Consider the following 21,155-nt stretch of genomic DNA (forward strand, 5'->3'; position numbering starts at 1 on the left):
TCAGCCGGCGCGCTGCAGCGCCATCTCGCGGATCAACGCCCACACGCGCTGCGCCAGCGGCGCCGGCGCGCGGTTGCGGCGGTGCACGAGCATGATCGCGCGCTTCACCTTCGGCAGCAGCGGCCGCACGGCCAGCGCCGGCAGCCCCATGGGCGGCATCGCGAGCGCCGGCATGACGCTGATGCCGATCCCCTGCTCGACCATGCGGAAGCCGGTGGTGGGGTGGCCCACCTGCTGCCGCACCTCGCAGTGCACGCCATGCAGGGTCAACGCCTCGTCGATCAGCCGCCGGCTGCCGGAAGCGTGGTCGAGCAGCACCAGCGGCTCGCTTTCGAGCATCGACCAGCGCACCGAGGTCTTCCCCGCCAGGCGGTGGCTCGGCGGCATGACCAGGCAGAAGGGGTCGTCGAGGATGGCCTCGCAATGCAGATCGTCCGCCGCGGTCGGTTCGACCACCACGCCGAAGTCCACTTCGCCGGCGCGCACGCTGTCGAGCACGTCCTGCTGAATGCGGTCGAGCAGCACGAGTTCGATGTCCGGATCGCGCCGCGCGCATTCGGCGATGCAGGCGGGCATGAGGTTCGCCGACAGGGTGGGACTGCTCGCGACACGCACCTTGCCGCGCCGCGCACCGGCCATGCCGTGGACTTCGGCCAGCGTTTGGTCGAGTTCGTCGAGAACCCGATCGAGCCGCAGCGCCAGCGATTGGCCCGCCTCGGTCAGCACGACCTCGCGCGTGGTGCGGTCGAGGAGCTTGAGCCCCAGTTGCGCCTCGAGCTCGACGATCGAGCGGCTGACCGCCGGCTGCGTGAGGCCGACCTGATCGCCCGCGCGGCTGAAGTTGCGGCCCTCGGCGACGGCCTGGAAAACACGAAGTTGCCGAAGCGTGACGTTCATGCATCGCAATCATATATCTATCAGATAAATCCATTTCTCTTTTGAATGCAATAGGCGTCCAATCCCGCCCCATGGCACGTTCACGCTACCTCCCCGACAACTTCACCCTGGCGCTGGTCGCCGTCGTCACCCTGGCCAGCTTCTGGCCGGCGAGCGGAGTGACGGCGCATTTCTTCGAGCGGCTGACCACGGTCGCGATCGGACTGCTGTTCTTCCTGCACGGCGCCAAGCTGTCGCGCGAGGCCATCCTCGGCGGCATCACGCACTGGCGCCTGCACGTCTTGGTGTTCGCGGCCACGTTCGTCATGTTTCCGCTGCTGGGTCTGGCGCTCAGGCCCGTGCTGACGCCGCTCGTCACGCCCGAGCTCTACACCGGCGTGCTGTTCCTCTGCGTGCTACCCGCGACGGTGCAATCGGCCATCGCCTTCACATCGATGGCGCGCGGCAACATCCCGGCTGCCGTGTGCAGCGCATCGGCGTCGACGATGCTCGGCGTCTTCGTGACGCCCATCCTGGTCAACCTGATCGTCGTGCAGCACAGCAGCTCCGGCGCGTCGCTCGACGCGATCGGCCGCATCCTGCTGCAGTTGATGGTGCCCTTCGTCGCCGGCCATTTGATGCGCCCGTGGATCGGCGCCTGGATCAAGCGGCATGCATCGGTGCTCACGCTGGTCGACCGCGGCTCCATCCTCCTGGTGGTCTACACCGCCTTCAGTGCGGCGGTCATCGAGGGCTTGTGGAAGCAGGTGCCAATGTCCGCGCTGGCGGGCCTGCTGGTTGTCTGCGCCGTGCTGCTGGCGCTCGCGCTGGCCATCACCACCTGGGCGGCCCGAAGCCTCGGCTTCGACAAGGCCGACGAGATCACGATCGTGTTCTGCGGCTCGAAGAAGAGTCTGGCCAGCGGCATCCCGATGGCAAAGGTGCTCTTCGCCTCCCACGCCGTCGGCGCCATCGTGCTGCCGCTGATGCTGTTCCACCAGATCCAGCTGATGGTCTGCGCAGTGCTGGCGCAACGCTATGCGCGCCGACAAGAGGCCATTAAAGTCGCGCCCGCCAAAGCCGCCTGATCACAACGCGCCGTCGCACCCAAATTCCAGAAACGCCGCGGAACCGGCTTAGCCGGGCCGCTGGCGTTGCCCCCGGTAGGGGGTGGGCGGCTACACGAAGTGAGCCAACCTTGGGGGCGAGCTACCTTACTGCGTCGCCTTTGCGATATTCAGCGGTGAGTTCGTCAAGCCGCTGCTTGAGGCCCGCATCCAGCTTGTAGTCCGCGGCGGCGAGCGTCGCGTCCAGTTGCTCCGGCCGGCTGGCGCCGAGCAGGGGCGCGGTGATCAGCGGATTGGCCATGACCCATGCCACCGCCAGCGTCGCGAGCGGCACAGCGGCTTCATCGGCCATCTTGTGCAACTGCGCGACCGTGGCGAAACTGCGCTCGTTCCAGTAGCGGTCCTGGTACATCGAGCCGGCGGTACCGAGCGTGAAGCGCGTGTTGTCTTCGGGCTTGGCGCCGGCCTTGTACTTGCCTGTCAGCAAGCCGCCCGCCAGCGGGTTGTACGGAATCACGCCCAAGCCTTCCTCACCTGCGAGCGGCAGCAGTTCGCGCTCGATCTCGCGGAACAGCAGGCTGTAGCGCGGCTGCACCGACACAAGCCTGGTGAGCTTGTGCAGTTCGCTGCGCCCGATCGCGCGGGCGAGTCGATAGGCGAGGAAGTTGGACACGCCGATGTAGCGCGCACGGCCCGAGCGCACGATCACATCGAGCGCTTCGAGGCTTTCGTCGAGCGGCGTCTCGCGGTCGTCGGAGTGCAACTGGTAGAGATCGACATGGTCCGTCTGCAGTCGCTTCAGCGATGCATCGATCGCATCCAGCAAGTGTTTGCGCGAGGCGCCCTGATCCCAGCTGTTCGGCCCGACCTTGCCGCACGCCTTGGTCGCGATGATGAACTGGCCGCGCCGGCTCGCACCCTTCACGCGCAACCAGCGGCCGATGATCTCTTCGGTGCGTCCGGTGGTCTCGACGGTGCCGCCGAGCGGATACACATCGGCCGTGTCGAGGAAATTGATGCCGCCTTCCGTCGCCCTGTCGAGGATGCGGTGTGACACGGCTTCGTCGGTCTGCAGGCCGAAGGTCATCGTGCCAAGCGCGAGGCGCGAGACGGTCAGGCCGGTGCGGCCGAGGCGGGTTGTGGGAATGCTCATGGGAAGACTCCGATCGCTGGCTTGGCAGGGATCATAGTCAGCAGCGCAATTTCTTGCCCGCGCCGACGCGCTTCCTCGCAGACACTCAATCCGAAGCCTGCGCCGCCATTTCAAGGAATCGCAAGGACGGCTCGGACATCAACGCGCGCGTCACGGCCTGCGTTTCCGATGGGGTCAACGACACCAGGATCTCCACCTGGCCGGCCACGCTGGTCGCCAGCGGAACGCCATCTCGAAAGACCACGCGCGAACCCGCGACGCGCGCGACCTTCGGCCCCGGCACGACCGTGCCGAGCAGATTGGCCGGATCGGTGGCGGCCAGGCAAATCAGGCTGCCGTCCAACGCCTGGCGCCGCACTTGGCGCATCAAGCCAATCGCCTCCGGCAGTGCGAACTGCTCTCCGGCCACGCCCGCGATGAAACGGCCTCCGCGGATTTCTCCGCGCGCCTCGAGCCGGCGATAGGAGCGCACGAGGTCGCGCCACGGCGGCAGCCATGCCGCCTCCCGCTCCAACACGCGCCAACACACCACGCCGTAGCGGCGCAGCAGAATGCGCGCGACCTGCTCGATGGTGTCGGGTGCCGCGCTGGGAGTCGCACCGGGAGAGGCCGACGCGCGCTGCCGCACGAGCGACCAGCGACCAGCGTCCTCGATGCCGAACAGCGAAGTGCGCCGGCGGCGGCGCGCATGCGTCGACGAGCGCTTGGATGGCGGTATCAGCAATGCGCGCAGCCCGGCAAAACTGTCGCAATGCGCGCGGCCGCGCACGACCAGTTCGCTCAGCGCGTCTTCGAGTTCCGTGCCCAACAGATGCGTGCCCTGGATGATCTCATCGAAAAACGAGGCGCCATGCTCGGCCAGAAATGCCGCCACCCGCTGGGCGCGCGAACCCAATGCCGCGTCGTCGATCGGCGCGGGCGCGAGGCCAGTCCAGAGCGATGCTGTCCGGCGAGGCAGCAACAGCACCGGTGTCGCACGCAGGGACGTGCCCCCGCCACCTGGCCGGCCGTCGACCGCAGGCGGGCGCAACCGCGTCCACAGCATGCGGCCGGCGGTGCACAGGTCGTCGAGCCATGCCGGGGCGTAGTCCCTGACCCGCGCCGGCAGCAGTTCGGCCTCCCAACTGCCGGCCGGTGCCTCGTAGCCTTCGAGCTGCGTCAGGATGCCGGCCAATGCGTCGGGGCCGCTGACGCGGCTGGTCGCGCCGACGTGCTGCCACTCGAACAGGAAGCGCGCGAAATCGCGCGGCTCGACGGGCTCGATCTCGCGCCGCAGACGCTTCAAGGTGTAGCGATGGATGCGGGCGAGAAGATGCCGTTCGCACCATTCGATCGATTCGCCGCCGGGCGTGAATCGGCCCTGAAGCACGTAGCCTTCGCTCTGCAATGCGGACAAGGCCGCATCGATGTTGGATCGCGGTAGCTGCAACTGCGCGGCCAGATCGTCCGCCGTCATCGGGCCGAGGCCGGTCAGGCGTGAGCGCAGCAACTCGCGCAAGGCTTCCTCCGAACTGCCCAACACCTGTGCATATTCCGCCGGCGGCTCGATGGCCGGCTGCAGTGCAGCATCGGCGTATAGCACGGCAACCTGCGCAAGGCGCTCGGCCACGACCCACAGCCCAGCGCCGGAAGGGATTGCGCCAGCGGGCAACAGGCGCGTTGCGCGCCCCGCTTTCGCGAGCGCTTCGAGCCATGCCGGCCATTCCGCGTTGGCGGATGCCTCCTTGTCGGTCATGACGCCAAGGCCGTTCAACGCTTCATGCATTTCGTCGACGCTGCGCACGCCGGGCCATGCTTCCGCGCGAACACTCGCGATCGCATCGAGGTCGAGCCGACCCAAATCGTCCGCGCTCTCCGGGTCGACATAGCGGCGACTCTGCACGGCCTGCGTGCGACGCTCTTCCAGCGGAGCATCGTCGAGGAATGCGTAGGGCCGCGCGTTCAGCGCCTCGGCGGCGAGCGGCGAGGGCGCGGGCAGATCGCGTGCCAGCACTTCGACTTCGCCTGATTCCATCCGGCGCAGCAGCCGGAGCCAGCCTTCAGCATCCATCGCGTCGTAGAGGCAGTCCTGCAAGGTCTGGGCAACCAGCGGATGGTCGGGAATCTCGCGCGCGCCGGCGAGGTTTTCCGCGCACGCCACCTGATCCGGGAAGACGGAGGCCAACAGGTCCTCCGACTTCATGCGCTGCAACTGCGGCGCCACCTTGCGGCCGCCGACGAAGCGCGGCAGCGCGAGCGCCGTGGTCGCATTCCACCGCCAGCGCACGCCGAACAGCGGCGCATCCAGCAGCGCCTGCACGAGCACCTCGAGCGCAGACGCCGAATGCAGATAGCGTGCGACTTCATCGAGCGGAAAGCTGTGGCTGGTCGACAGCGACAGCACGATCGCATCCTCGGTCGCCGCGGCCTGCAGCTCGAAATTGAACTTGCGGCAGAAGCGCTTGCGCAACGCGAGCCCCCAGGCGCGGTTGAGGCGGCTGCCGTAAGGCGAGTGAATGACGAGCTGCATGCCGCCGGATTCGTCGAAGAAGCGCTCCATCACGATGCGCTCCTGCGTCGGCAATGCGCCCAACGCACGCACAGCGCGCGCGAGATGGTCGACGATCTGTCGCACGGCTGCCGTGTCCATGCCTGTGGTGCGGACGAGCCACTCCTGGGTTGCATCGATGCCGCGCGCCGCCAGCATGTCGGCGATCTCGCCGCGAAGACGCGACACGCCGAAGGAAAGCTCGTCGGTCCGGCCCGGCGCTTCACCCAGCCAGAACGGAATGTTCGGCGGAACCCCGTGCGCGTCCTCGACCCTCACGCGGCCGGGTTCGATCCGCAAGATGCGGTAGCTCGCATTGCCCAGCTGGAAGATGTCGCCCGCCAGGCTCTCGACCGCAAAGTCCTCGTTGACCGTGCCGATCTTGTGCGCCTGCGGTTCGAGCATCACCGTGTAGTCGCCGGTCTCCGGAATGGTTCCCCCGGAGGTCAGGGCGGTCAGGCGTGCGCCCTTGCGCTCGCGCAGGCGGTGATGAACGGCGTCGCGATGCACATAGCTCGCGCGCTGGCCTTGCCGGGTGGTGAAGCCATCGGCCAGCATGCGAACGACCGACGCATAGGCCTCGCGCGTCAACTCTGCGTAGGGCCACGCACGGCGCACCAGCGCGAAGAGTTCGTCCTCGTCCCATTCGCGGCCTGCGGTCTCTGCCACGATCTGCTGCGCCAGCACGTCGAGCGGTGCAGGCAGCACGTGCAGCGCATCGAGCTCGCCACGGCGCACGCAGTCCAGCAGCGCCGCGCATTCGACGAGTTCGTCGCACGACTGCGGAAAGAGCCGGGCCTTTGGCACGCCGCCAACGGCATGGCCCGCACGCCCCGCGCGCTGAAGAAAGGATGCGATGGATCGCGGCGAACCCAGCTGACAGACGAGATCGACGTCGCCGATATCCAGGCCCAGCTCCAGGGAGGCTGTGGCCACCAGCACCTTCAGGTCGCCACGCTTCAGGCGCTGTTCGGCATCGAGGCGTGTCTCCTTGGCGAGGCTGCCGTGGTGCGCAGCGACCACTTCCTTGCCGATGATCTCGCCGAGGTGCCGCGCGGCGCGTTCGGCCATGCGGCGCGTGTTGACGAAGACCAGCGTGGTGCGATGCGCATGGACCAGCGCGGCCACGCGTGCGTAGACCTGCTCCCATTGCTCGCTCGACATCACTGCGGCCAGCGGCGTGGGCGGCAGCTCCAGCGCGAGATCCCGCTGCTTGGCATAGCCGATGTCGACGATCTCGCAATCGGCCACGCCGTTCTTCACCGCTCCGGCACCGACGAGGAAACGCGCGATCTCGTCGATCGGCTTCTGAGTCGCAGAGACGCCGATGCGCGTCAGCGGCCGCTCGCAGTTCGATTGCAGCCGTTCGAGCGACAGTGCGAGATGGCTTCCGCGCTTGCTCGCGACGACGGCGTGGATCTCGTCGACGATGACCGTGCGAACCGTCGAAAGCATGTTGCGGCCCGACGCCGAGCCCAGCAGCACGTACAACGACTCGGGCGTGCTCACCAGGATGTGCGGCGGCCTGCGCAGGCTCTCCTGGCGTTCTTTGGCGGGCGTGTCGCCGGTACGCACCGCCGTACGAATCTCGACGTCCGCGTGGCCCAGCTTCGCGAGTTCGCGCCGGATACCCGCAAGCGGCGCCTTCAGGTTGAGGCCGATGTCGTTGGACAGCGCCTTGAGCGGCGAGACATAGAGGACGACGGTTTCGTCGGCGAGCCCACGGGATTCGAGCCCCTGGCACACCAGTCCGTCAAGCGCAGCGAGGAAAGCTGTCAACGTCTTGCCGGAGCCTGTTGGCGCAGCAATCAGCGTATGTCTCCCCGCGGCAATCACCGGCCACGCGGCGGCCTGGGCCTCGGTCGGGCCCGGAAAGGTCGAACGGAACCAGTTCGCGACGGCGGGGTGGAATTCGTGAAGCACGGAAAGAGAGATCAGGCCGGCAGCAAGCCTTCGAACATCGGGATTCCTTCAGGGCGTGCGAGTCAACTCGCCAGGCTTCCTCAACATCTTGTCGACGTCCGCGGCGTGGAGCTCTTCGGCGTAGATCATCTGGCGCGCAAATTCTTCCAGCGCGACCGAGCGGCCTTCGACGAGCCCCAGCAACTGGCGGTACAGGTCGAGCGCCGCGCTTTCGGTCGCCAGCGACTCCTGCAGGATCGCCGCCATGTCGTGCTTGTGCGAATCGAGCAAGGCGCCGATGCCGAGCGACGGATAGGCGCCCAGCGCGGTGATCCATTCGCCGACCTGCTGGGCATGCAGGAGCGATTCGTCCGCCTGCTGGCGCAGCCACGACACCACGGGAATCCGGGAGAAACCGAAAACGAGGAAGGAATAGTGGGTGTAGCGCACAACGCCGGCCAGCTCTGCTTCCAGCAGCCGGTTCAGCACAGCGACCACCTGGTCCTTGTCGATCTGAGCCATGAGGACACCTCCGCGACCGATGCGGCGCCACAAGCGACGCCCGCTGAAGACTGGCACGTTCGCCGATCCGACGCAAGCGGGAGGCGTCCGACGGCGCCCTCGAACACACGCCCAACTGCGTTTGACGCCAGGCGCCGATGGGCGTACGGTTGCCGCCCGGACCGCACGCGGGACGCCATCGAAGGAGACAAGAGAGATGACGGATCTGTCCACTCACCCGACACAGATCGCCGGCGCCTGGCTGGCCGATTTCAACTCCGCGCTCGAACGGCAGGACATCGACGCCGCGGTGGCGCTGTTCGAGCCCGATGCCTACTGGCGCGACCTGGTCGCCTTCACCTGGAACATTCGCACGCAGGAAGGCCCCGAGGCAATCCGCGCCATGCTGAAGGCGCGCCTGGCCGATACGAAGCCCAGCGGATTTGCGGTCGAAGGCGATGCGACGGAGGCCGACGGGATCGTCGACGCATGGTTCACCTTCGAGACGGCCGTGGCGCGCGGACGCGGCCATCTGCGGCTGCGCAACGGCAAGGCCTGGACGCTGCTCACGACGATGACCGAGCTCAAGGGCTTCGAGGAGCGCAAGGGCGATCGCCGCATCAAGGGCGCCGAGCACGGTGCGAATCCGCAGCGCAAGACCTGGCTGGAGCGGCGCGACGAAGAAGCCAGGACGCTGGGCTACGCCGAGCAGCCCTATGTCGTGATCGTCGGCGGCGGGCAGGGCGGCATCGCGCTCGGTGCGCGGCTGCGGCGGCTGGGCGTGCCGACCATCATCGTCGAGAAGAACGCGCGGCCCGGCGACTCCTGGCGCAAGCGCTACAAGAGCCTGTGCCTGCATGACCCGGTGTGGTACGACCATCTTCCGTACCTGCCGTTTCCCGAGGACTGGCCGGTGTTCTCGCCCAAGGACAAGATCGGCGACTGGCTGGAGATGTACACCAAGGTGATGGAGCTCAACTACTGGAGCTCGACCACCGCGAAGAAGGCGCGCTACGACGAGGCGAAGAAGGAATGGGAAGTCACCGTCGAGCGCGACGGCAAGGAGATCACGCTGCGGCCGAAGCAGCTGGTGTTCGCGCTCGGCGTCTCGGGCTATCCGAATGTGCCGAAGATCCCCGGCGCTGAAACTTTCAAGGGCGAACAGCACCACTCCAGCGCGCATCCGGGGCCGGAAGCCTGGCGCGGCAAGAAGTGCGTGGTGCTCGGCTCCAACAACTCGGCGCACGACATCTGCGCCGCACTGTGGGAGAACGGCGCCGACGTCACCATGATCCAGCGCAGTTCCACGCACATCGCGCCGTCGGATTCGCTGATGGAGCTGGCGCTCGGGGGCCTGTATTCCGAATCCGCCGTCAAGGCGGGGGTGACGACCGACAAGGCGGACCTCATCTTCGCGTCGATCCCCTACAAGATCATGGCGCCGATGCAGGTGCCGGTCTACGAGGAGATGAAGAAGCGCGACGCTGATCTGTATTCGCGGCTCGAGAAGGCCGGCTTCCTGCTGGACTTCGGCGTCGACGGCTCGGGCCTCTTCATGAAGTACCTGCGGCGCGGATCGGGCTACTACATCGATGTCGGCGCATCCGAACTGGTGGCCAACGGCAGCATCAAGCTGCGCAGCGGCGTGACCATCGAGCGCATCAATCCAAATTCCGTGACGCTGAGCGACGGCACCGAACTGCCGGCGGACCTCATCGTCTACGCGACAGGCTACGGATCCATGAACGGCTGGCTCGCCGACCTGATCTCCCCGGAAGTCGCCGACAAGGTCGGCAAGGTCTGGGGACTGGGCTCCGACACCCCCAAGGACCCGGGACCATGGGAAGGTGAACTCCGCAACATGTGGAAGCCCACCCAAGTGCCGCAACTCTGGGTCCACGGCGGCAATCTGCACCAGTCCCGCCACTACTCCCAATTCCTGTCCCTGCAACTCAAGGCCCGCATGGAGGGATTGTCGACACCCGTCTTCGAGTTGGCCCCCACGCACCACAAGCGATAACGCAATGCACGCCCCAAAAAAGGGGCGCACCAAACGCGAGAAACACCGCGGAACCGGCTTCGCCGGGCCGCCGGTGTTGCCCCCGGCAGGGGGTGGGCGGCTACACGAAGTGAGCCAACCTGGGGGGGAGCTACATCAAGGGTCCACGTTCGCTCATCAGGCGCATTGCCTCATCAGCGACGGATTCCTGATCGATCGCGAGAAAGCGCATCCAGTAACCGGCGATGTCGATGTTGTCGCCGTTCAGCAGAACTTGCATATGGATACGCTTGCCGTTCACGAACGTGCCGTTCTTGCTGCCCAGGTCACGGATGGTCACCAACGGCCCCTCCGTCCTCAGCGCCGCATGGAAGCGGCTCACGCGCATGGATGCGAGCACGACATGATTGCGCTCGGCCCGACCGATGGCCATGACGGGCTCGGCGACGGGGACCTGCGTGGTCTCGCCCTTGGGTGTCATCAGGATCAGCAGTGCCATCGGCGCGCGCTCCCGGGCGCATTGGCACACTACCGTTCCGGGAACGGAAGTTCAACGGCGAGCTGGTTACATTCCGTCGCGTCGCTGAGCGCAGGCGTCAGGCTGCTGCTGCGCGCTCCTTCGGCCAATTCAGCGCGTGGCCCGTCCGCTCGGTGAACGCGATCAGGTCCTCGGGGGTATCGATATCGACCCGGTAGCGGCTGTTGTCGCTGTCGAACCAGCGCACGCGCTCGGGATGGGCCTCGCGCCAGCGCCTGCAGGCCGCGTTCATGTCGCCCGCAAGCCATTCGTCCCGCAACGCGGCCTCGAAGATCACCGGATTACCCGGCTCCCCGGCCACGCGCGGCACCACCATCGAGGCGTCCCCGCGCTTCTTGAATGCGCCGATCAGCGCGGTGATGTCCTGCGCATTGACCATCGGTTGGTCGGCCAGCGCCACGATCACGGCATCGAGCTTGGACGACAGCGCCCCCAGCCCGATGCGCACCGACGAGGCCTGGCCGTCGTCGGGCGACGGATTGCGCGCCAGCGTGACCGGAAAGTCGCGCACCGCGGCCTCGATCGCCTCGGCGTGGTGCCCGAGCACGACCACCACCTCATCTACGCCGGCGCCGGAGAGCGCGATCAGTTGGCGGCGGATGAGCGGCACGCCGCCCAGTTCGAGCAGCGATTTCGGTCGCCCGCCCAAGCGGCTGCCGGACCCGGCCGCGAGCAGCACCGCGCCGATCACCATGCGGGCGTAAAGGCCGCCACCACCTTTGAGGATGCAGCCCATGTCAGTGCTCGCAGCAGGATGACTTTGCGACCGGGAGTGGCGGAAGCTCAGCCGCCGCGCCGCAGCACCCCCATGCAGGCGACCCGACTTTGGAGTCACCGCGCGCCGCGTCGACGCCGTGCCGGTGCGATACAACCGCCGCCAGCACCGAGAGCGCGATCTCTTCGGGCGTGGTCGCCGGCATCGGATAGCCGGCAGGCGCAACGATCGCTTCCACCGCGCCAGGGTCCGCGCCGCCGGTGACGAGCGACGTCTTCAGCACCTGCGCCTTCCGCGCACTGGCGATGAAAGACACCTGCCGCGCCTTCATGCCCAGCGCCAGCCGCAAGGCCTGCACGTCGCGACGGCCCTGCGTCGCGACCACGACCCACGCGCCCGGCGCGATCTGCGGAGCGACCACTGCCGGATCGTCGCTGGCGATGACCTGCCGTGCGTCTGGATAGGCGGCAGCCTCGGCTTCATGCGCGACCAGTGTCACCGCGAAGCCCACCCGCGGTGCGAGTTGCGCAAGGCTCGCCGCGACCGGCGACGAGCCGATCACCACGAGTTGCGCCAGCGGCAGAACCGGGTCGACGAACAGCTCCAGCGTGCCACCAGAGTGGCACGCCATGCCGAACTCCAGCACATCGCCGAGATCGCGCTCTTCCGCCTCGGCGGTGGGCGCGATGCGGATCACCCGCGCGTGCCCGTCGGCCAGCACCTGGCGCACGGTGCGCACCACCGCCGGCTGCGCGCAGCCGCCGCCGATCCAGCCGTGGAAATCGCCATCGGCGGTGACGACGGCCTTGTCACCCGGATGCGCGGAGGCCGGCGCGAGCGCCTTGATCACGCTGACCAGTGCGTAAGGCGTGCCGGCCTGCTGAAGCCGATGGGCGGCATCGAAGACGGTGTCGACCTTGTTCATGGGGTCTCCTTGTCGGCGGGAAATGGTTGGATCACGTTCGGCGGCCGGTGTTCAGTGCAGGTGGCCCGCGAGTTCGGCCAGGTCACGCAGGCTGTTCAGGCGTGAAAAGCCCTCGACCAGACCGCCGTGCGCGAAGACACCCTGGATCGCCTGCGACGCTGGCGGCCGCTCGGTCGGATGGAACCAGCGAATGCGCGCGCCGCGTCGGCGCACATGCGCCAGTTCTTCGGCCAGCCGCTCCGGTTCATCGGCATCGAAGCCGTCGGACAGCACCCAGACGCGCGCATTGCGCGTGAGCTGTGCGCGCGCGTGCACCGCGTGGAAGTCGGCCAGGCTGGTTGCAATGCGCGTTCCGCCGCCGAAGCCGGCGGTCACGGCGTTGACCTTTTCCTGCACCGCCGCCGAATCGCTGCGCAGCAACGGCGTGACTTCAGCCAACCGCGTGTGGAAGACGAACACGCGCGCATTCATCGCGGACACGAAGGCCCGCGCGATGCGCAGGAAAAGCTGCGCGTGGGTTTCCATCGAACGGCTCACATCGACGAGGATGAAGAGACGCGGCCATTCGCGCCGCGGCGCGCGCCACACCGGATGAACGGGCAGGCCGCCGGTGCGAAGGCTCGCCCGCAGCGTGCGCCGCACATCGAGGCGACGGCCCCGCGCGCTGTCGTGCCAGCGGCGCGTCAGGCGTTTGCGCAGCCGTTGCGCGATCTGTTCGGCCATGCGTTCGAGTTCGGAAAGATCCTGCGGCAGCCATTGGGAGAGCGAGCGATCGTGCAACGCATCGACACGGCTCGCACCGCCCTGGGCACGCGAAATGCCGTCCTCGTTCGGTTCGACGGCAGGTGCGTGCAAGGCGGTGTCGGACATCGACGGATGCGAACGCGGTGGCGAGCGGTCGAGGCTGTCATGCAGGCTTTTCACCACCTGCTGGAGATTGCGGCTCGGGCGGGTCTCGCCGCTGGTGCGGGTCTTTCCCTTGGTGCGGCCAGGATGCCAATAGCGGTCGAACAATTCAGGCCAGCGTCGCCAGTCGCGCGCGTCATGGCAGGCGATCGAACGCCAGGCCGCATCGAGGCGCGCTGCACGTTCGATCGGCACGCGCAGCGCGGCGCTCACCATGGCCTGCTGCTCCGCCACGCCAACCTTCAGGCCGTGGTCGCGCAGCAGTGCCGCGAATCCGGCAATGCTTTCGAGGGGGCGCGCGATCGTGTTCATGTGGGCTGCGACGCCTTCTCGGCTACGCCGACCGTCCGCCGGCCTTCGATGAGTTGTCGCACGCGCTCCTCGCCAAGCTGGAAGCGATCCCCCCGGGTCTTGAGCAGGCATGCCAAGGTGCCCACAAGGGCATGTGGATCTTCGGGCATTGCCTTGAAATCGAGCCGGTGCAGCGCGCGCACCCAGTCCAGCGTCTCGGCGACGCCCGGCACCTTCTCCAGGTCCTCGCGGCGGAGGCGCTGCACGAAAGCCACGGCCTGCTCGACCAGAGCGCCTTCGGCCTGTGGCAGCGTCGCGCGCACGATGGCGATCTCGCGCGCGAGCGTCGGGTATTCGAGGTAGTGATAGAGGCAGCGGCGTCGAAGGGCGTCCGAGAGCTCGCGCGTGCCGTTGCTGGTCAGCACGACCTGCGGTACGTGCTTCGCATGCACGGTGCCGAGTTCGGGCACGGTGATCTGATAGTCCGCAAGCACTTCGAGCAGGAAGGCCTCGAAGGCTTCGTCGGCGCGGTCGATCTCGTCGATCAGCAACACGCAGGGCGCGTCGCTCGATATGGCTTGCAGCAAGGGGCGTTCGAGCAGGTAGTCGCGCGCGAAGAGGTCGGCCTCCTTCATGCCCTGCGGCTGTGTCTCGTGCAGTCTGATCGCGAGCAGCTGACGCCCGTAGTTCCACTCATAGGCGGCCTGCGAAAGATCCAGGCCTTCGTGGCATTGCAGCCGCACAAGCGCCTGTCCCCGCGCGCGCGCCAGGGCACCTGCCAGCGAGGTCTTGCCGACGCCGGCGTCGCCTTCCACCAGCAATGGTCTTTGCAATTCGCCGGCAAGCCACAAGGTGGTGGCCAACGCCTCGTCGGCGATATAGCCTGCGCGGTAGAGCGATTCGCGCAACTCGGCTTCGGTCACTGGGTAACCTCCGTGCCGCGCACTGCGGTGCGAGCTTGCTTGGGGCGGCCCGGCGCGGCGCTCATGACGCCATCAGGCGCGCTTGCCGATCAGGCCCGCGAACCAACCCTTGACGAGCCCCCACAGCATGGCGAGCGCATTGATCTCGCGAGGCGCGACGGGCACAGGCGCCGCTGCTGCGGCGGACGGTGCGGATTCGACCGGAACACCGGATGCCGCGGGATCGCTCACTGCCGCGGCCGGCCCGGACAACGCCGCTGCCGTCGCACGGAAGTTGTCGACGAATTGCGCAAGCAGCATGTCCGACACCTGAACCATCAATCGGCTGCCGAACTGCGCGAACTTGCCATTGACGGTGACCGTGGCTTGCCCGACCAGCACCGACGTCGCGGGCGTTTCACCGGCTTCGATCGTGGCGGTCAGGCCCATCGACGCGGATGAGCCTCCGCGATCGGCGCCTTTGCCGAACAGCTCCAGCCGCATGGCGGCTTCATCGAGCGCACGCACTTCGATGTCGCCGGCAAAGGCCGCCGTCGCCGGACCCACCTTGACCTTGACATTGCCCTTGTAGTGCGTGCCGTCGACCTGTTCGGTGATCGCCGCGCCCGGCATGCAGCCGGCGACAGACTTCACGTCGCTCAGCACAGCCCATGCGCGTGCCTGGTCGACTTCGAGCGGATAGTGTTTGTCGAGCTTGACTTCCATCGTGTCCCTTCTTCAGAGCGCGACGCCGCTTTGCTTCAACTGCTGCCAGACGCGGTACGCGCTGTGCGGCATCACCATGTGCTTCACGCCGAGGTGCGAGAAAGCGTCGACCACCGCCGAGGTGAAGGTCGGGATCGAACCCACATGCGGGGACTCGGCCACGCCCTTGGCGCCGATCGGATGGTGCGGCGACGGCGTCACGGTATGGTCCGTTTCCCACTTCGGCGTTTCCACCGCCGTAGGCAGGAAATAGTCCATCAGCGTATTGCCGAGCAGGTTCCCCTGCGCGTCGAAGGGCATCTGCTGGCCCATCGCCACGGCATAGCCTTCGGTGAGCCCGCCGTGGATCTGGCCTTCGATGATCATCGGGTTGATCCGCGTGCCGCAATCGTCCAGCGCGTAGAAGCGACGCACCTTGGTCTCGCCGGTGCCGCGGTCGATGTCGACCACGCACAGGTAGATGCCGAAGGGGAAGGTGAAGTTGGGCGGGTCGTAGTAGTGCACGGCCTCCAGCCCGGGTTCGAGCCCTGGCGGCGCCTGGTGGTAGGCGGCCCAGCAGATGTCCTTCATCGACTTGAATCGGGCGTCGTCACCCTTGACCTTGAAGCGGTCGATCTCCCAGTCGAGGTCGTTCTCGCCGACTTCGAGCAGGTGCGCGGCGATCTTTCGAGCCTTGGCGTGGATCTTCCGTGCCGCCATCGCGACCGCCGCACCGCCGACCGGCGTCGAGCGCGAGCCATAGGTGCCGAGGCCGTAGGGTGCCGTGGAGGTATCTCCTTCCTCGACCTGAATCACTTCCGAAGGGAGGCCGAGTTCGGTGGCGATGATCTGCGCGTAGGTCGTCGGATGACCCTGACCCTGGTTGATCGTGCCCATGCGCGCGATCGCACTGCCGGTGGGATGCACGCGGATCTCGCAACTGTCGAACATGCCGACGCCGAGGATGTCGCACATCTTGCTCGGTCCCGCGCCGACCACTTCGGTGAAGGCAACGAGGCCGATGCCCATGAGCGTCGGGCAGTTCGGGTCTGCGCGCTTCGCGGCCTGCTCCGCGCGCAGGCCCTTGTAGTCGCAGGCGTCGAGCACCTTCTGCAACGCCGTGTGGTAGTCGCCCGAGTCGTACTCGAAGCCGAAGGCCGAGGTATACGGGAACTGCTCCTTGCGAATGAAGTTCTTCGCCCGGATCTCGGCCTTGTCCATGCCCAGCTTCTGCGCCAGGATGTCCACCATGCGCTCGATGACGTACACGGCCTCGGTCACGCGGAACGAGCACCGGTAGGCCACGCCGCCCGGCGCCTTGTTCGTGTAGACGCCCTTGACGCTGCACCACGCCGCCGGAATGTCGTAGGAGCCCGAGCAGATGTGGAACATGCCCGCCGGGTACTTGGTCGGATCGGCACAGGCGTCGAAGGCGCCGTGGTCGGCGACGACGTTGACGCGCAGACCCAGGATCTTGCCGTCCGCCGTGGCGGCGAGTTCGCCGTCCATGTGATAGTCGCGCGCAAAGGCGGTGCTCGAGATGTTCTCGATGCGGTCCTCGATCCACTTGACCGGCTTGCCCAGCACGATGCTTGCGACGATCGCACACACGTAGCCCGGGTACACGCCGACCTTGTTGCCGAAGCCGCCGCCGATGTCGGGCGAGACGATACGTATCTTCGATTCCGGCAAACCCGACAGCAGCGAGACCACGGTGCGCACGACGTGCGGCGCCTGCGAGGTCATGAACGTCGTCAACTCACCGCGCACCGGGTCGAAGCTGGCGACGCAGCCGCAGGTTTCGAGCGGGCACGGGTGCACGCGCGGATAGAAGATGCGCTCAGCCACCGTCACCGGTGCGGCGGCAAAGGCAGCATCGGCCGCCGCCTTGTCGCCGGCCTCCCAGGTGAAGATGTGATTGGGGTGGTCGCGCTTGCCATGCGCACCGTCGGTCTTGCCGGCGAGGTCTTCGCGCAGCACGGGCGCGTCCGGTTCGAGCGCCGCGAAGGGGTCGATCACGACGGGCAGTTCGTCGTACTCGACCAGGACTGCCTCCACGCCGTCAGCTGCCGCGTAGCGGTCCTCGGCAATGACGACGGCCACCTCCTGCATTTGGAAGTGCACCTTCTCGTCGGCCAGGACGGCTTGCACGTCGCCCGCGAGCGTCGGCATCCAGTGCAGCTTGAGCGGCTTGAGGTCGTCCGCGGTCAGCACCGCGATGACGCCGGGCACCTTCAGCGCCTCGGTCTTGTCGATCTTCTTGATGCGCGCATGCGCGACGGGCGAGCGCACGATGTCCATGTGCACCATGCCGGGCATCTTGATGTCGTCGACATAGTTGCCCTTGCCCTGGATGAAGCGGGCGTCTTCCTTGCGCAGGCGGCTGTCGCCAAGGCCCTGCAGCGCGGCGCTGCGTTCGAGCAGCTTGGGGTCGATCGGGGCGTTCATGCTGCCCCCTTGGCGCTTCGCGCCGTCCCCCCAAGGGGGAATTCGCACTTCGGGCGGCCGTGCGTGCTCATGCGACCACCTTTTCGGTCTGCTGCAGCTTCGCGGCCGCATGCAGCACCGCCTTGACGATGTTCTGGTAGCCCGTACAGCGACAGAGATTGCCGCTCATGCCCACGCGGACTTCGTCCTCGGTGGGATCCGGGTTCTCCTGCAGGAAGCGATAGGCCCGCATCAGCATGCCGGGCGTGCAGAAGCCGCATTGCAGGCCGTGCTCCTTGTAGAAGCCTTCCTGCACCGCGTGCAGCACCGCACCTTGCGCGAGGCCTTCGACCGTGAGCACCTCGGAACCGTCGCACTGCACCGCGAGATGCGTGCAGCTCTTGACGGACTGGCCGTCGAGGTCGACGGTGCAGGCACCGCAATGACTGGTCTCGCAGCCGATGTGCGCGCCGGTGAGCTGGCATTCCTCGCGCAGGAAGTGAATCAACAGCATGCGGGGCTCGACAGCCTTTTCGATGCGCTTGCCGTTGATGCTCACAGTAATGAGTTGCTTGGCCATGCGTGTGTCTCCGTCTTGTTGTTCGCTACTTGCAACGCGCCGCGGCCTTCGCGATGGCACGCTTCACCATCTGGCCGGCCATCGCGGTCTTGTAGTCGCGGTCGCCGCGCAGGTCTTCGGCCGGGTCGCAGATCGCCATCGCCTTGGCGGCGGCATCGGCGATGGTCGCGTCGCTCAGCGGCTTGCCCAGGAGCGCCGCCTCGGCATCGGCAGCGCGCAGTGCAGTCGGCGCGACGTTGGTGAGCGCGATGCGCGCATGGCTCACGTTGCCGCCATCCATGCGCAGCACCACGGCGGCGGCGGCCGTCGCCCAGTCGCCTGTCTTGCGCTTGAGCTTCTCGTAGGCGTAGCCGGTCTTCGGACCCAAGGCGGGTACGCGGATCTCGACGAGGATCTCGTCCTCGGCCATGTCGGTCACGTAGGTGCCCTGGAAAAAGCCGTCGGCCTTCACTTCGCGCCGGCCCTTCGGCCCTTCGAGCACGAAGACGGCATCGAGCGCAATGGAGAGCGCCGGATGGTCATTACCCGGATCGCCGTGCGCGATGTCGCCTCCGATCGTGCCGCGATTGCGCACCTGCGGATCGCCGATCTGTCGCGCGGCCTCAGGCAGCAGTGGCACCTTCTCGCGCAGCACCGCGGAATCGATGAGTTCGTTCTCGACAGTCATCGCGCCGATCACGACGGTGGCCCCGTCTTCGCGGATGCCGCGCAGCGCGTCGATGCGGTTGAGGTCGATCAAGTGCGCCGGCTGCGCAAAGCGCAGCTTCATCATCGGCAGCAGGCTGTGGCCGCCAGCCAGCAGCTTCGCGTCGCCGCCGAGGCTGCCGAGAAGCTGGATCGCGTCGCCCACCGAGCGGGGCGCGTGGTAGTCGAATCCGGGGGGAATCATCGTGGCTGTCTCCTTGTGTGCTTCGCTGTCGTGCAGCCGGCCGCGGAACTCTCCGGCTCGCGTCTTGCGAACTTAAGACCACTGAACCGGATCGAGGCGACCGACGCACGAACGACGAGGACACGCGCACGAAACGCGTTGATCGGCGCATGAAATGCACGCAGCCGGAAGCTATTGCGGGTTATCCCCGATCAGCTGCGCAACGCGTCGATCTCGGCAATGCCGAGCTGTTCCAGCAGGCGCGGCACGCTGGTTCGCGCGACCGGCAATGGCGTGGCTTCGCCGCGCAACTTGAGGCTGACCTTGCCGTCGTCGCGCAGGATCTGTTCGGCGAAGTCGAGGTTCGCGATGTAGCTTCGATGAATGCGCAGGAACGACTCGCCGTCGAGCCGCTCGGCGAGGTCGCTGATGTTGAGGTTGCAGAAGCTCGACCCCAGCGCGGTGCTGACCCACGTGTAGTGACCTTCGGAACGGATGTAAGTCACCGCTTCCACATCGACGAGCACGATCCTGTTCTGCGACACCGTCGGGATCTTCTGCAACTGTCGCTTGGCCTGCGGCTTCTGCACGGCGGGCTCTTCCCCCGAAACCAACTCGGTGATGTCGTAGAAGATCAACGTGTAGCTCGCGGTGTCGCCGCGCAGGTCCGAGAGCTTGGCCACCTTGATCAGCAGCACCCGCTCGGGGATGTTGATGATCATCGTCATCGGCGGCGGATTGCTGACCGGACACTCGGCCTGGTCGAGCAGGAACTTGACCTTGGGCTGCGAACGCTCCGGGTGGAAGGACAAGACCATCTTCTCGAAGGGCTGCTTGTCCTCCACGGGCAGCACGCGGCGCGCGAAGCTGTTCATCGCCACGACCTTCAGTTCGCGGTCGAGTTGGACCACGCCGACGTCCGAGCGCTCGAGCAGATACAGAGGACTGCGGCTTTGCATTCGTGTCTCCATGGTCCGGCCTTGGAAGACCTGGAACTCGATTGAAGCACCGTTTGCGCAAGCTTGCGCAGAGGGCTGACCCGGCGGCTACAGGCCCTTCTCGACCATGTCGATCACTCGCTGACCCAGCGCGTCAGCTTGCGACGGGGGCATGCCACGCAGGGGTCCATCGATGATGAGCAGGGCCAGTCCATGCACCGCCGACCAGGCGAGGAATTCGGCGCCGGGGCGACGCTCTGCCGGCATCGCCCCTGCCTCCACGAGACGGTCGAGCGCGGCGCCCAGCAGTTCGAAAGGATTCAATCCGCTGTGACCGCTTTTCGCTTCGGCAGGCTCGTCGTTCACATCGACCGGCGTTGCAAAGGCAGTGCGGAACAGGCCGGTCTCGGCCTGCGCGAAGCGAAGATAGCCAGTGCCCACTGCGCGCACGCTCGCGCGAGCGAATTCCACCGGATCCCGTGCCGGTTGCAGCGCCGCCAGTTCAATTTCCATCGCGCGCGCGACCGCTGACAGGGCCGCCGCCCGCACAGCCTGCAACAGCGCCTGGCGGCTCGCGAAATGCCGATACGCCGCGTTCGGCACCACGCCCGCGCGGCGCGTCGCCTCGCGCAACACCACCGCTTCAGGGCCGCCGGCGCGCGCCAGTTCGACGCCGGCCTTCAGGAGGGCACGCCGGAGATCGCCATGGCGATAGGTGCTTCGGGCGGCCGGAGCCAGGGCTGTGGGCGTGGTCATCGATCTTTTCATGTGGACAGCGTCCATTGTCTTTGCTATTGTCTTGTGGACGTCGTACACAAAGCAAGCTGCGTCGCACCGTGCAGTCGCCTGCACGCCCTCAATTGCCCATTGGCCCACCCATTCCTCCCAAGGAGATCCTCATGCAAGTCCAGCCCTATTTGATGTTCGACGGTCGTTGCGAAGAAGCGCTTGAGTTCTACCGCAAGGCCGTCGGCGCGCAGGTCACCTCGCTGATGCGCTTCAAGGAGATGCCCGAGCCCAAGTCGCCAGAGATGTGCCCTCCCGGCGCCGCCGAGAAGGTGATGCACTCGAGCTTCACGATCGGCGAGACGACGCTCATGGCATCGGATGGCAACAACGGCGGAAAGCCGGTGTTCCAGGGCATCTCGCTATCGCTGCTTGCCGCTGACGAGGCCGAAGCCAATCGCCTGTTCACCGCGCTGGGTGACGGCGGGCAGGTGCAGATGCCGCTGGGGAAGACCTTCTTTTCTCCGGCCTTCGGCATGGTCGCGGACCGGTTCGGGGTCTCGTGGATGGTGGTGGTGATGCATCCGGCGTGATCGCGCTGCCGGAAGC

18 protein-coding genes are annotated in these 21,155 nt (G+C 66.8%); 3 read left to right on the forward strand and 15 right to left on the reverse strand.

What is annotated here, in order from left to right:
• Positions 1-897, reverse strand: a complete 897-nt coding sequence (locus tag AC1DHL_RS16625; protein WP_478099656.1) for a LysR family transcriptional regulator — start codon at positions 895-897, stop codon at positions 1-3.
• 71 nt (positions 898-968) lie between these two features.
• On the opposite strand from AC1DHL_RS16625, the gene AC1DHL_RS16630 reads away from it, so the two are divergent.
• Positions 969-1,964 carry a bile acid:sodium symporter family protein gene (locus AC1DHL_RS16630; protein WP_478162673.1) on the forward strand — a complete coding sequence of 332 codons (996 nt, stop codon included), beginning with the start codon at positions 969-971 and terminating at the stop codon, positions 1,962-1,964.
• 121 nt (positions 1,965-2,085) lie between these two features.
• On the opposite strand, the gene AC1DHL_RS16635 is transcribed toward AC1DHL_RS16630, so the two are convergent.
• The 3 genes from AC1DHL_RS16635 to AC1DHL_RS16645 form a co-directional block, all read right to left on the reverse strand.
• Positions 2,086-3,096, reverse strand: a complete 1,011-nt coding sequence (locus AC1DHL_RS16635; protein WP_478162674.1) for an aldo/keto reductase — start codon at positions 3,094-3,096, stop codon at positions 2,086-2,088.
• An 85-nt stretch (positions 3,097-3,181) separates the two neighbouring features.
• Positions 3,182-7,546, reverse strand: coding sequence for a DEAD/DEAH box helicase (locus tag AC1DHL_RS16640; protein ID WP_478162675.1), 4,365 nt, complete (start codon positions 7,544-7,546; stop codon positions 3,182-3,184).
• 48 nt (positions 7,547-7,594) lie between these two features.
• Entirely contained in the window at positions 7,595-8,047 is a 453-nt protein-coding gene (locus AC1DHL_RS16645; protein ID WP_478099646.1) for a ferritin-like domain-containing protein, read from the reverse strand.
• Positions 8,048-8,243: 196 nt separating this feature from the next.
• Between AC1DHL_RS16645 and AC1DHL_RS16650 the strand changes: the two genes are divergently transcribed.
• Entirely contained in the window at positions 8,244-10,046 is a 1,803-nt protein-coding gene (locus AC1DHL_RS16650) for an NAD(P)/FAD-dependent oxidoreductase (protein ID WP_478162676.1), read from the forward strand.
• 130 nt (positions 10,047-10,176) lie between these two features.
• Here AC1DHL_RS16650 and AC1DHL_RS16655 read toward each other — a convergent pair whose 3' ends face one another.
• The 11 genes from AC1DHL_RS16655 to AC1DHL_RS16705 all read right to left on the reverse strand — a co-directional run bounded on the left by AC1DHL_RS16655 (position 10,177) and on the right by AC1DHL_RS16705 (position 20,576).
• Positions 10,177-10,524, reverse strand: coding sequence for an FHA domain-containing protein (locus AC1DHL_RS16655; RefSeq protein WP_478099642.1), 348 nt, complete (start codon positions 10,522-10,524; stop codon positions 10,177-10,179).
• 97 nt (positions 10,525-10,621) lie between these two features.
• Positions 10,622-11,299, reverse strand: a complete 678-nt coding sequence (locus AC1DHL_RS16660) for a nucleotidyltransferase family protein (protein WP_478162677.1) — start codon at positions 11,297-11,299, stop codon at positions 10,622-10,624.
• Between the two features lies 1 nt (position 11,300).
• Complete coding sequence (locus AC1DHL_RS16665; RefSeq protein WP_478162678.1) at positions 11,301-12,203, reverse strand: XdhC family protein; 903 nt, start codon at positions 12,201-12,203, stop codon at positions 11,301-11,303.
• A gap of 51 nt (positions 12,204-12,254) precedes the next feature.
• On the reverse strand, positions 12,255-13,421 hold the full coding sequence (locus AC1DHL_RS16670; protein ID WP_478162679.1) for a vWA domain-containing protein: 1,167 nt from the start codon (positions 13,419-13,421) through the stop codon (positions 12,255-12,257).
• Positions 13,418-14,323, reverse strand: a complete 906-nt coding sequence (locus tag AC1DHL_RS16675; RefSeq protein ID WP_478162680.1) for an AAA family ATPase — start codon at positions 14,321-14,323, stop codon at positions 13,418-13,420. Before AC1DHL_RS16675 ends, AC1DHL_RS16670 begins: the two co-directional genes overlap by 4 nt.
• Positions 14,324-14,395: 72 nt before the next feature.
• Positions 14,396-15,028, reverse strand: a complete 633-nt coding sequence (locus tag AC1DHL_RS16680; RefSeq protein WP_478162681.1) for an SRPBCC family protein — start codon at positions 15,026-15,028, stop codon at positions 14,396-14,398.
• A 12-nt stretch (positions 15,029-15,040) separates the two neighbouring features.
• Positions 15,041-17,455, reverse strand: a complete 2,415-nt coding sequence (locus AC1DHL_RS16685) for an aerobic carbon-monoxide dehydrogenase large subunit (RefSeq protein WP_478162682.1) — start codon at positions 17,453-17,455, stop codon at positions 15,041-15,043.
• 67 nt (positions 17,456-17,522) lie between these two features.
• Positions 17,523-18,014: a (2Fe-2S)-binding protein gene (locus tag AC1DHL_RS16690; RefSeq protein WP_478099629.1), complete on the reverse strand. Its 492-nt coding sequence runs from the start codon at positions 18,012-18,014 to the stop codon at positions 17,523-17,525.
• Between the two features lie 25 nt (positions 18,015-18,039).
• Positions 18,040-18,903 (reverse strand): FAD binding domain-containing protein, encoded by an 864-nt coding sequence (locus tag AC1DHL_RS16695; RefSeq protein WP_478099627.1) that lies wholly within the window; start codon positions 18,901-18,903, stop codon positions 18,040-18,042.
• Between the two features lie 191 nt (positions 18,904-19,094).
• Positions 19,095-19,841 (reverse strand): PAS domain-containing transcriptional regulator, encoded by a 747-nt coding sequence (locus tag AC1DHL_RS16700; RefSeq protein ID WP_478162683.1) that lies wholly within the window; start codon positions 19,839-19,841, stop codon positions 19,095-19,097.
• Between the two features lie 87 nt (positions 19,842-19,928).
• Positions 19,929-20,576: a TetR/AcrR family transcriptional regulator gene (locus tag AC1DHL_RS16705; protein WP_478162684.1), complete on the reverse strand. Its 648-nt coding sequence runs from the start codon at positions 20,574-20,576 to the stop codon at positions 19,929-19,931.
• A 143-nt stretch (positions 20,577-20,719) separates the two neighbouring features.
• On the opposite strand from AC1DHL_RS16705, the gene AC1DHL_RS16710 reads away from it, so the two are divergent.
• On the forward strand, positions 20,720-21,139 hold the full coding sequence (locus tag AC1DHL_RS16710) for a VOC family protein (protein ID WP_478099621.1): 420 nt from the start codon (positions 20,720-20,722) through the stop codon (positions 21,137-21,139).
• The last annotated feature ends 16 nt before the right edge of the window (positions 21,140-21,155 follow it).

Source organism: Variovorax sp. 10L426 (assembly GCF_056395305.1).

Excerpts from the sequence above, each read along its gene's own strand:
- AC1DHL_RS16625 (WP_478099656.1), bottom strand. The coding sequence starts at position 897 with ATGAACGTCACGCTTCGGCAACTTCGTGTTTTCCAGGCCGTCGCCGAG.
- AC1DHL_RS16630 (WP_478162673.1), top strand. The coding sequence starts at position 969 with ATGGCACGTTCACGCTACCTCCCCGACAACTTCACCCTGGCGCTGGTC.
- AC1DHL_RS16635 (WP_478162674.1), bottom strand. The coding sequence starts at position 3,096 with ATGAGCATTCCCACAACCCGCCTCGGCCGCACCGGCCTGACCGTCTCG.
- AC1DHL_RS16645 (WP_478099646.1), bottom strand. The coding sequence starts at position 8,047 with ATGGCTCAGATCGACAAGGACCAGGTGGTCGCTGTGCTGAACCGGCTG.
- AC1DHL_RS16650 (WP_478162676.1), top strand. The coding sequence starts at position 8,244 with ATGACGGATCTGTCCACTCACCCGACACAGATCGCCGGCGCCTGGCTG.
- AC1DHL_RS16655 (WP_478099642.1), bottom strand. The coding sequence starts at position 10,524 with ATGGCACTGCTGATCCTGATGACACCCAAGGGCGAGACCACGCAGGTC.
- AC1DHL_RS16660 (WP_478162677.1), bottom strand. The coding sequence starts at position 11,299 with ATGGGCTGCATCCTCAAAGGTGGTGGCGGCCTTTACGCCCGCATGGTG.
- AC1DHL_RS16665 (WP_478162678.1), bottom strand. The coding sequence starts at position 12,203 with ATGAACAAGGTCGACACCGTCTTCGATGCCGCCCATCGGCTTCAGCAG.
- AC1DHL_RS16670 (WP_478162679.1), bottom strand. The coding sequence starts at position 13,421 with ATGAACACGATCGCGCGCCCCCTCGAAAGCATTGCCGGATTCGCGGCA.
- AC1DHL_RS16680 (WP_478162681.1), bottom strand. The coding sequence starts at position 15,028 with ATGGAAGTCAAGCTCGACAAACACTATCCGCTCGAAGTCGACCAGGCA.
- AC1DHL_RS16685 (WP_478162682.1), bottom strand. The coding sequence starts at position 17,455 with ATGAACGCCCCGATCGACCCCAAGCTGCTCGAACGCAGCGCCGCGCTG.
- AC1DHL_RS16690 (WP_478099629.1), bottom strand. The coding sequence starts at position 18,014 with ATGGCCAAGCAACTCATTACTGTGAGCATCAACGGCAAGCGCATCGAA.
- AC1DHL_RS16695 (WP_478099627.1), bottom strand. The coding sequence starts at position 18,903 with ATGATTCCCCCCGGATTCGACTACCACGCGCCCCGCTCGGTGGGCGAC.
- AC1DHL_RS16700 (WP_478162683.1), bottom strand. The coding sequence starts at position 19,841 with ATGCAAAGCCGCAGTCCTCTGTATCTGCTCGAGCGCTCGGACGTCGGC.
- AC1DHL_RS16705 (WP_478162684.1), bottom strand. The coding sequence starts at position 20,576 with ATGACCACGCCCACAGCCCTGGCTCCGGCCGCCCGAAGCACCTATCGC.
- AC1DHL_RS16710 (WP_478099621.1), top strand. The coding sequence starts at position 20,720 with ATGCAAGTCCAGCCCTATTTGATGTTCGACGGTCGTTGCGAAGAAGCG.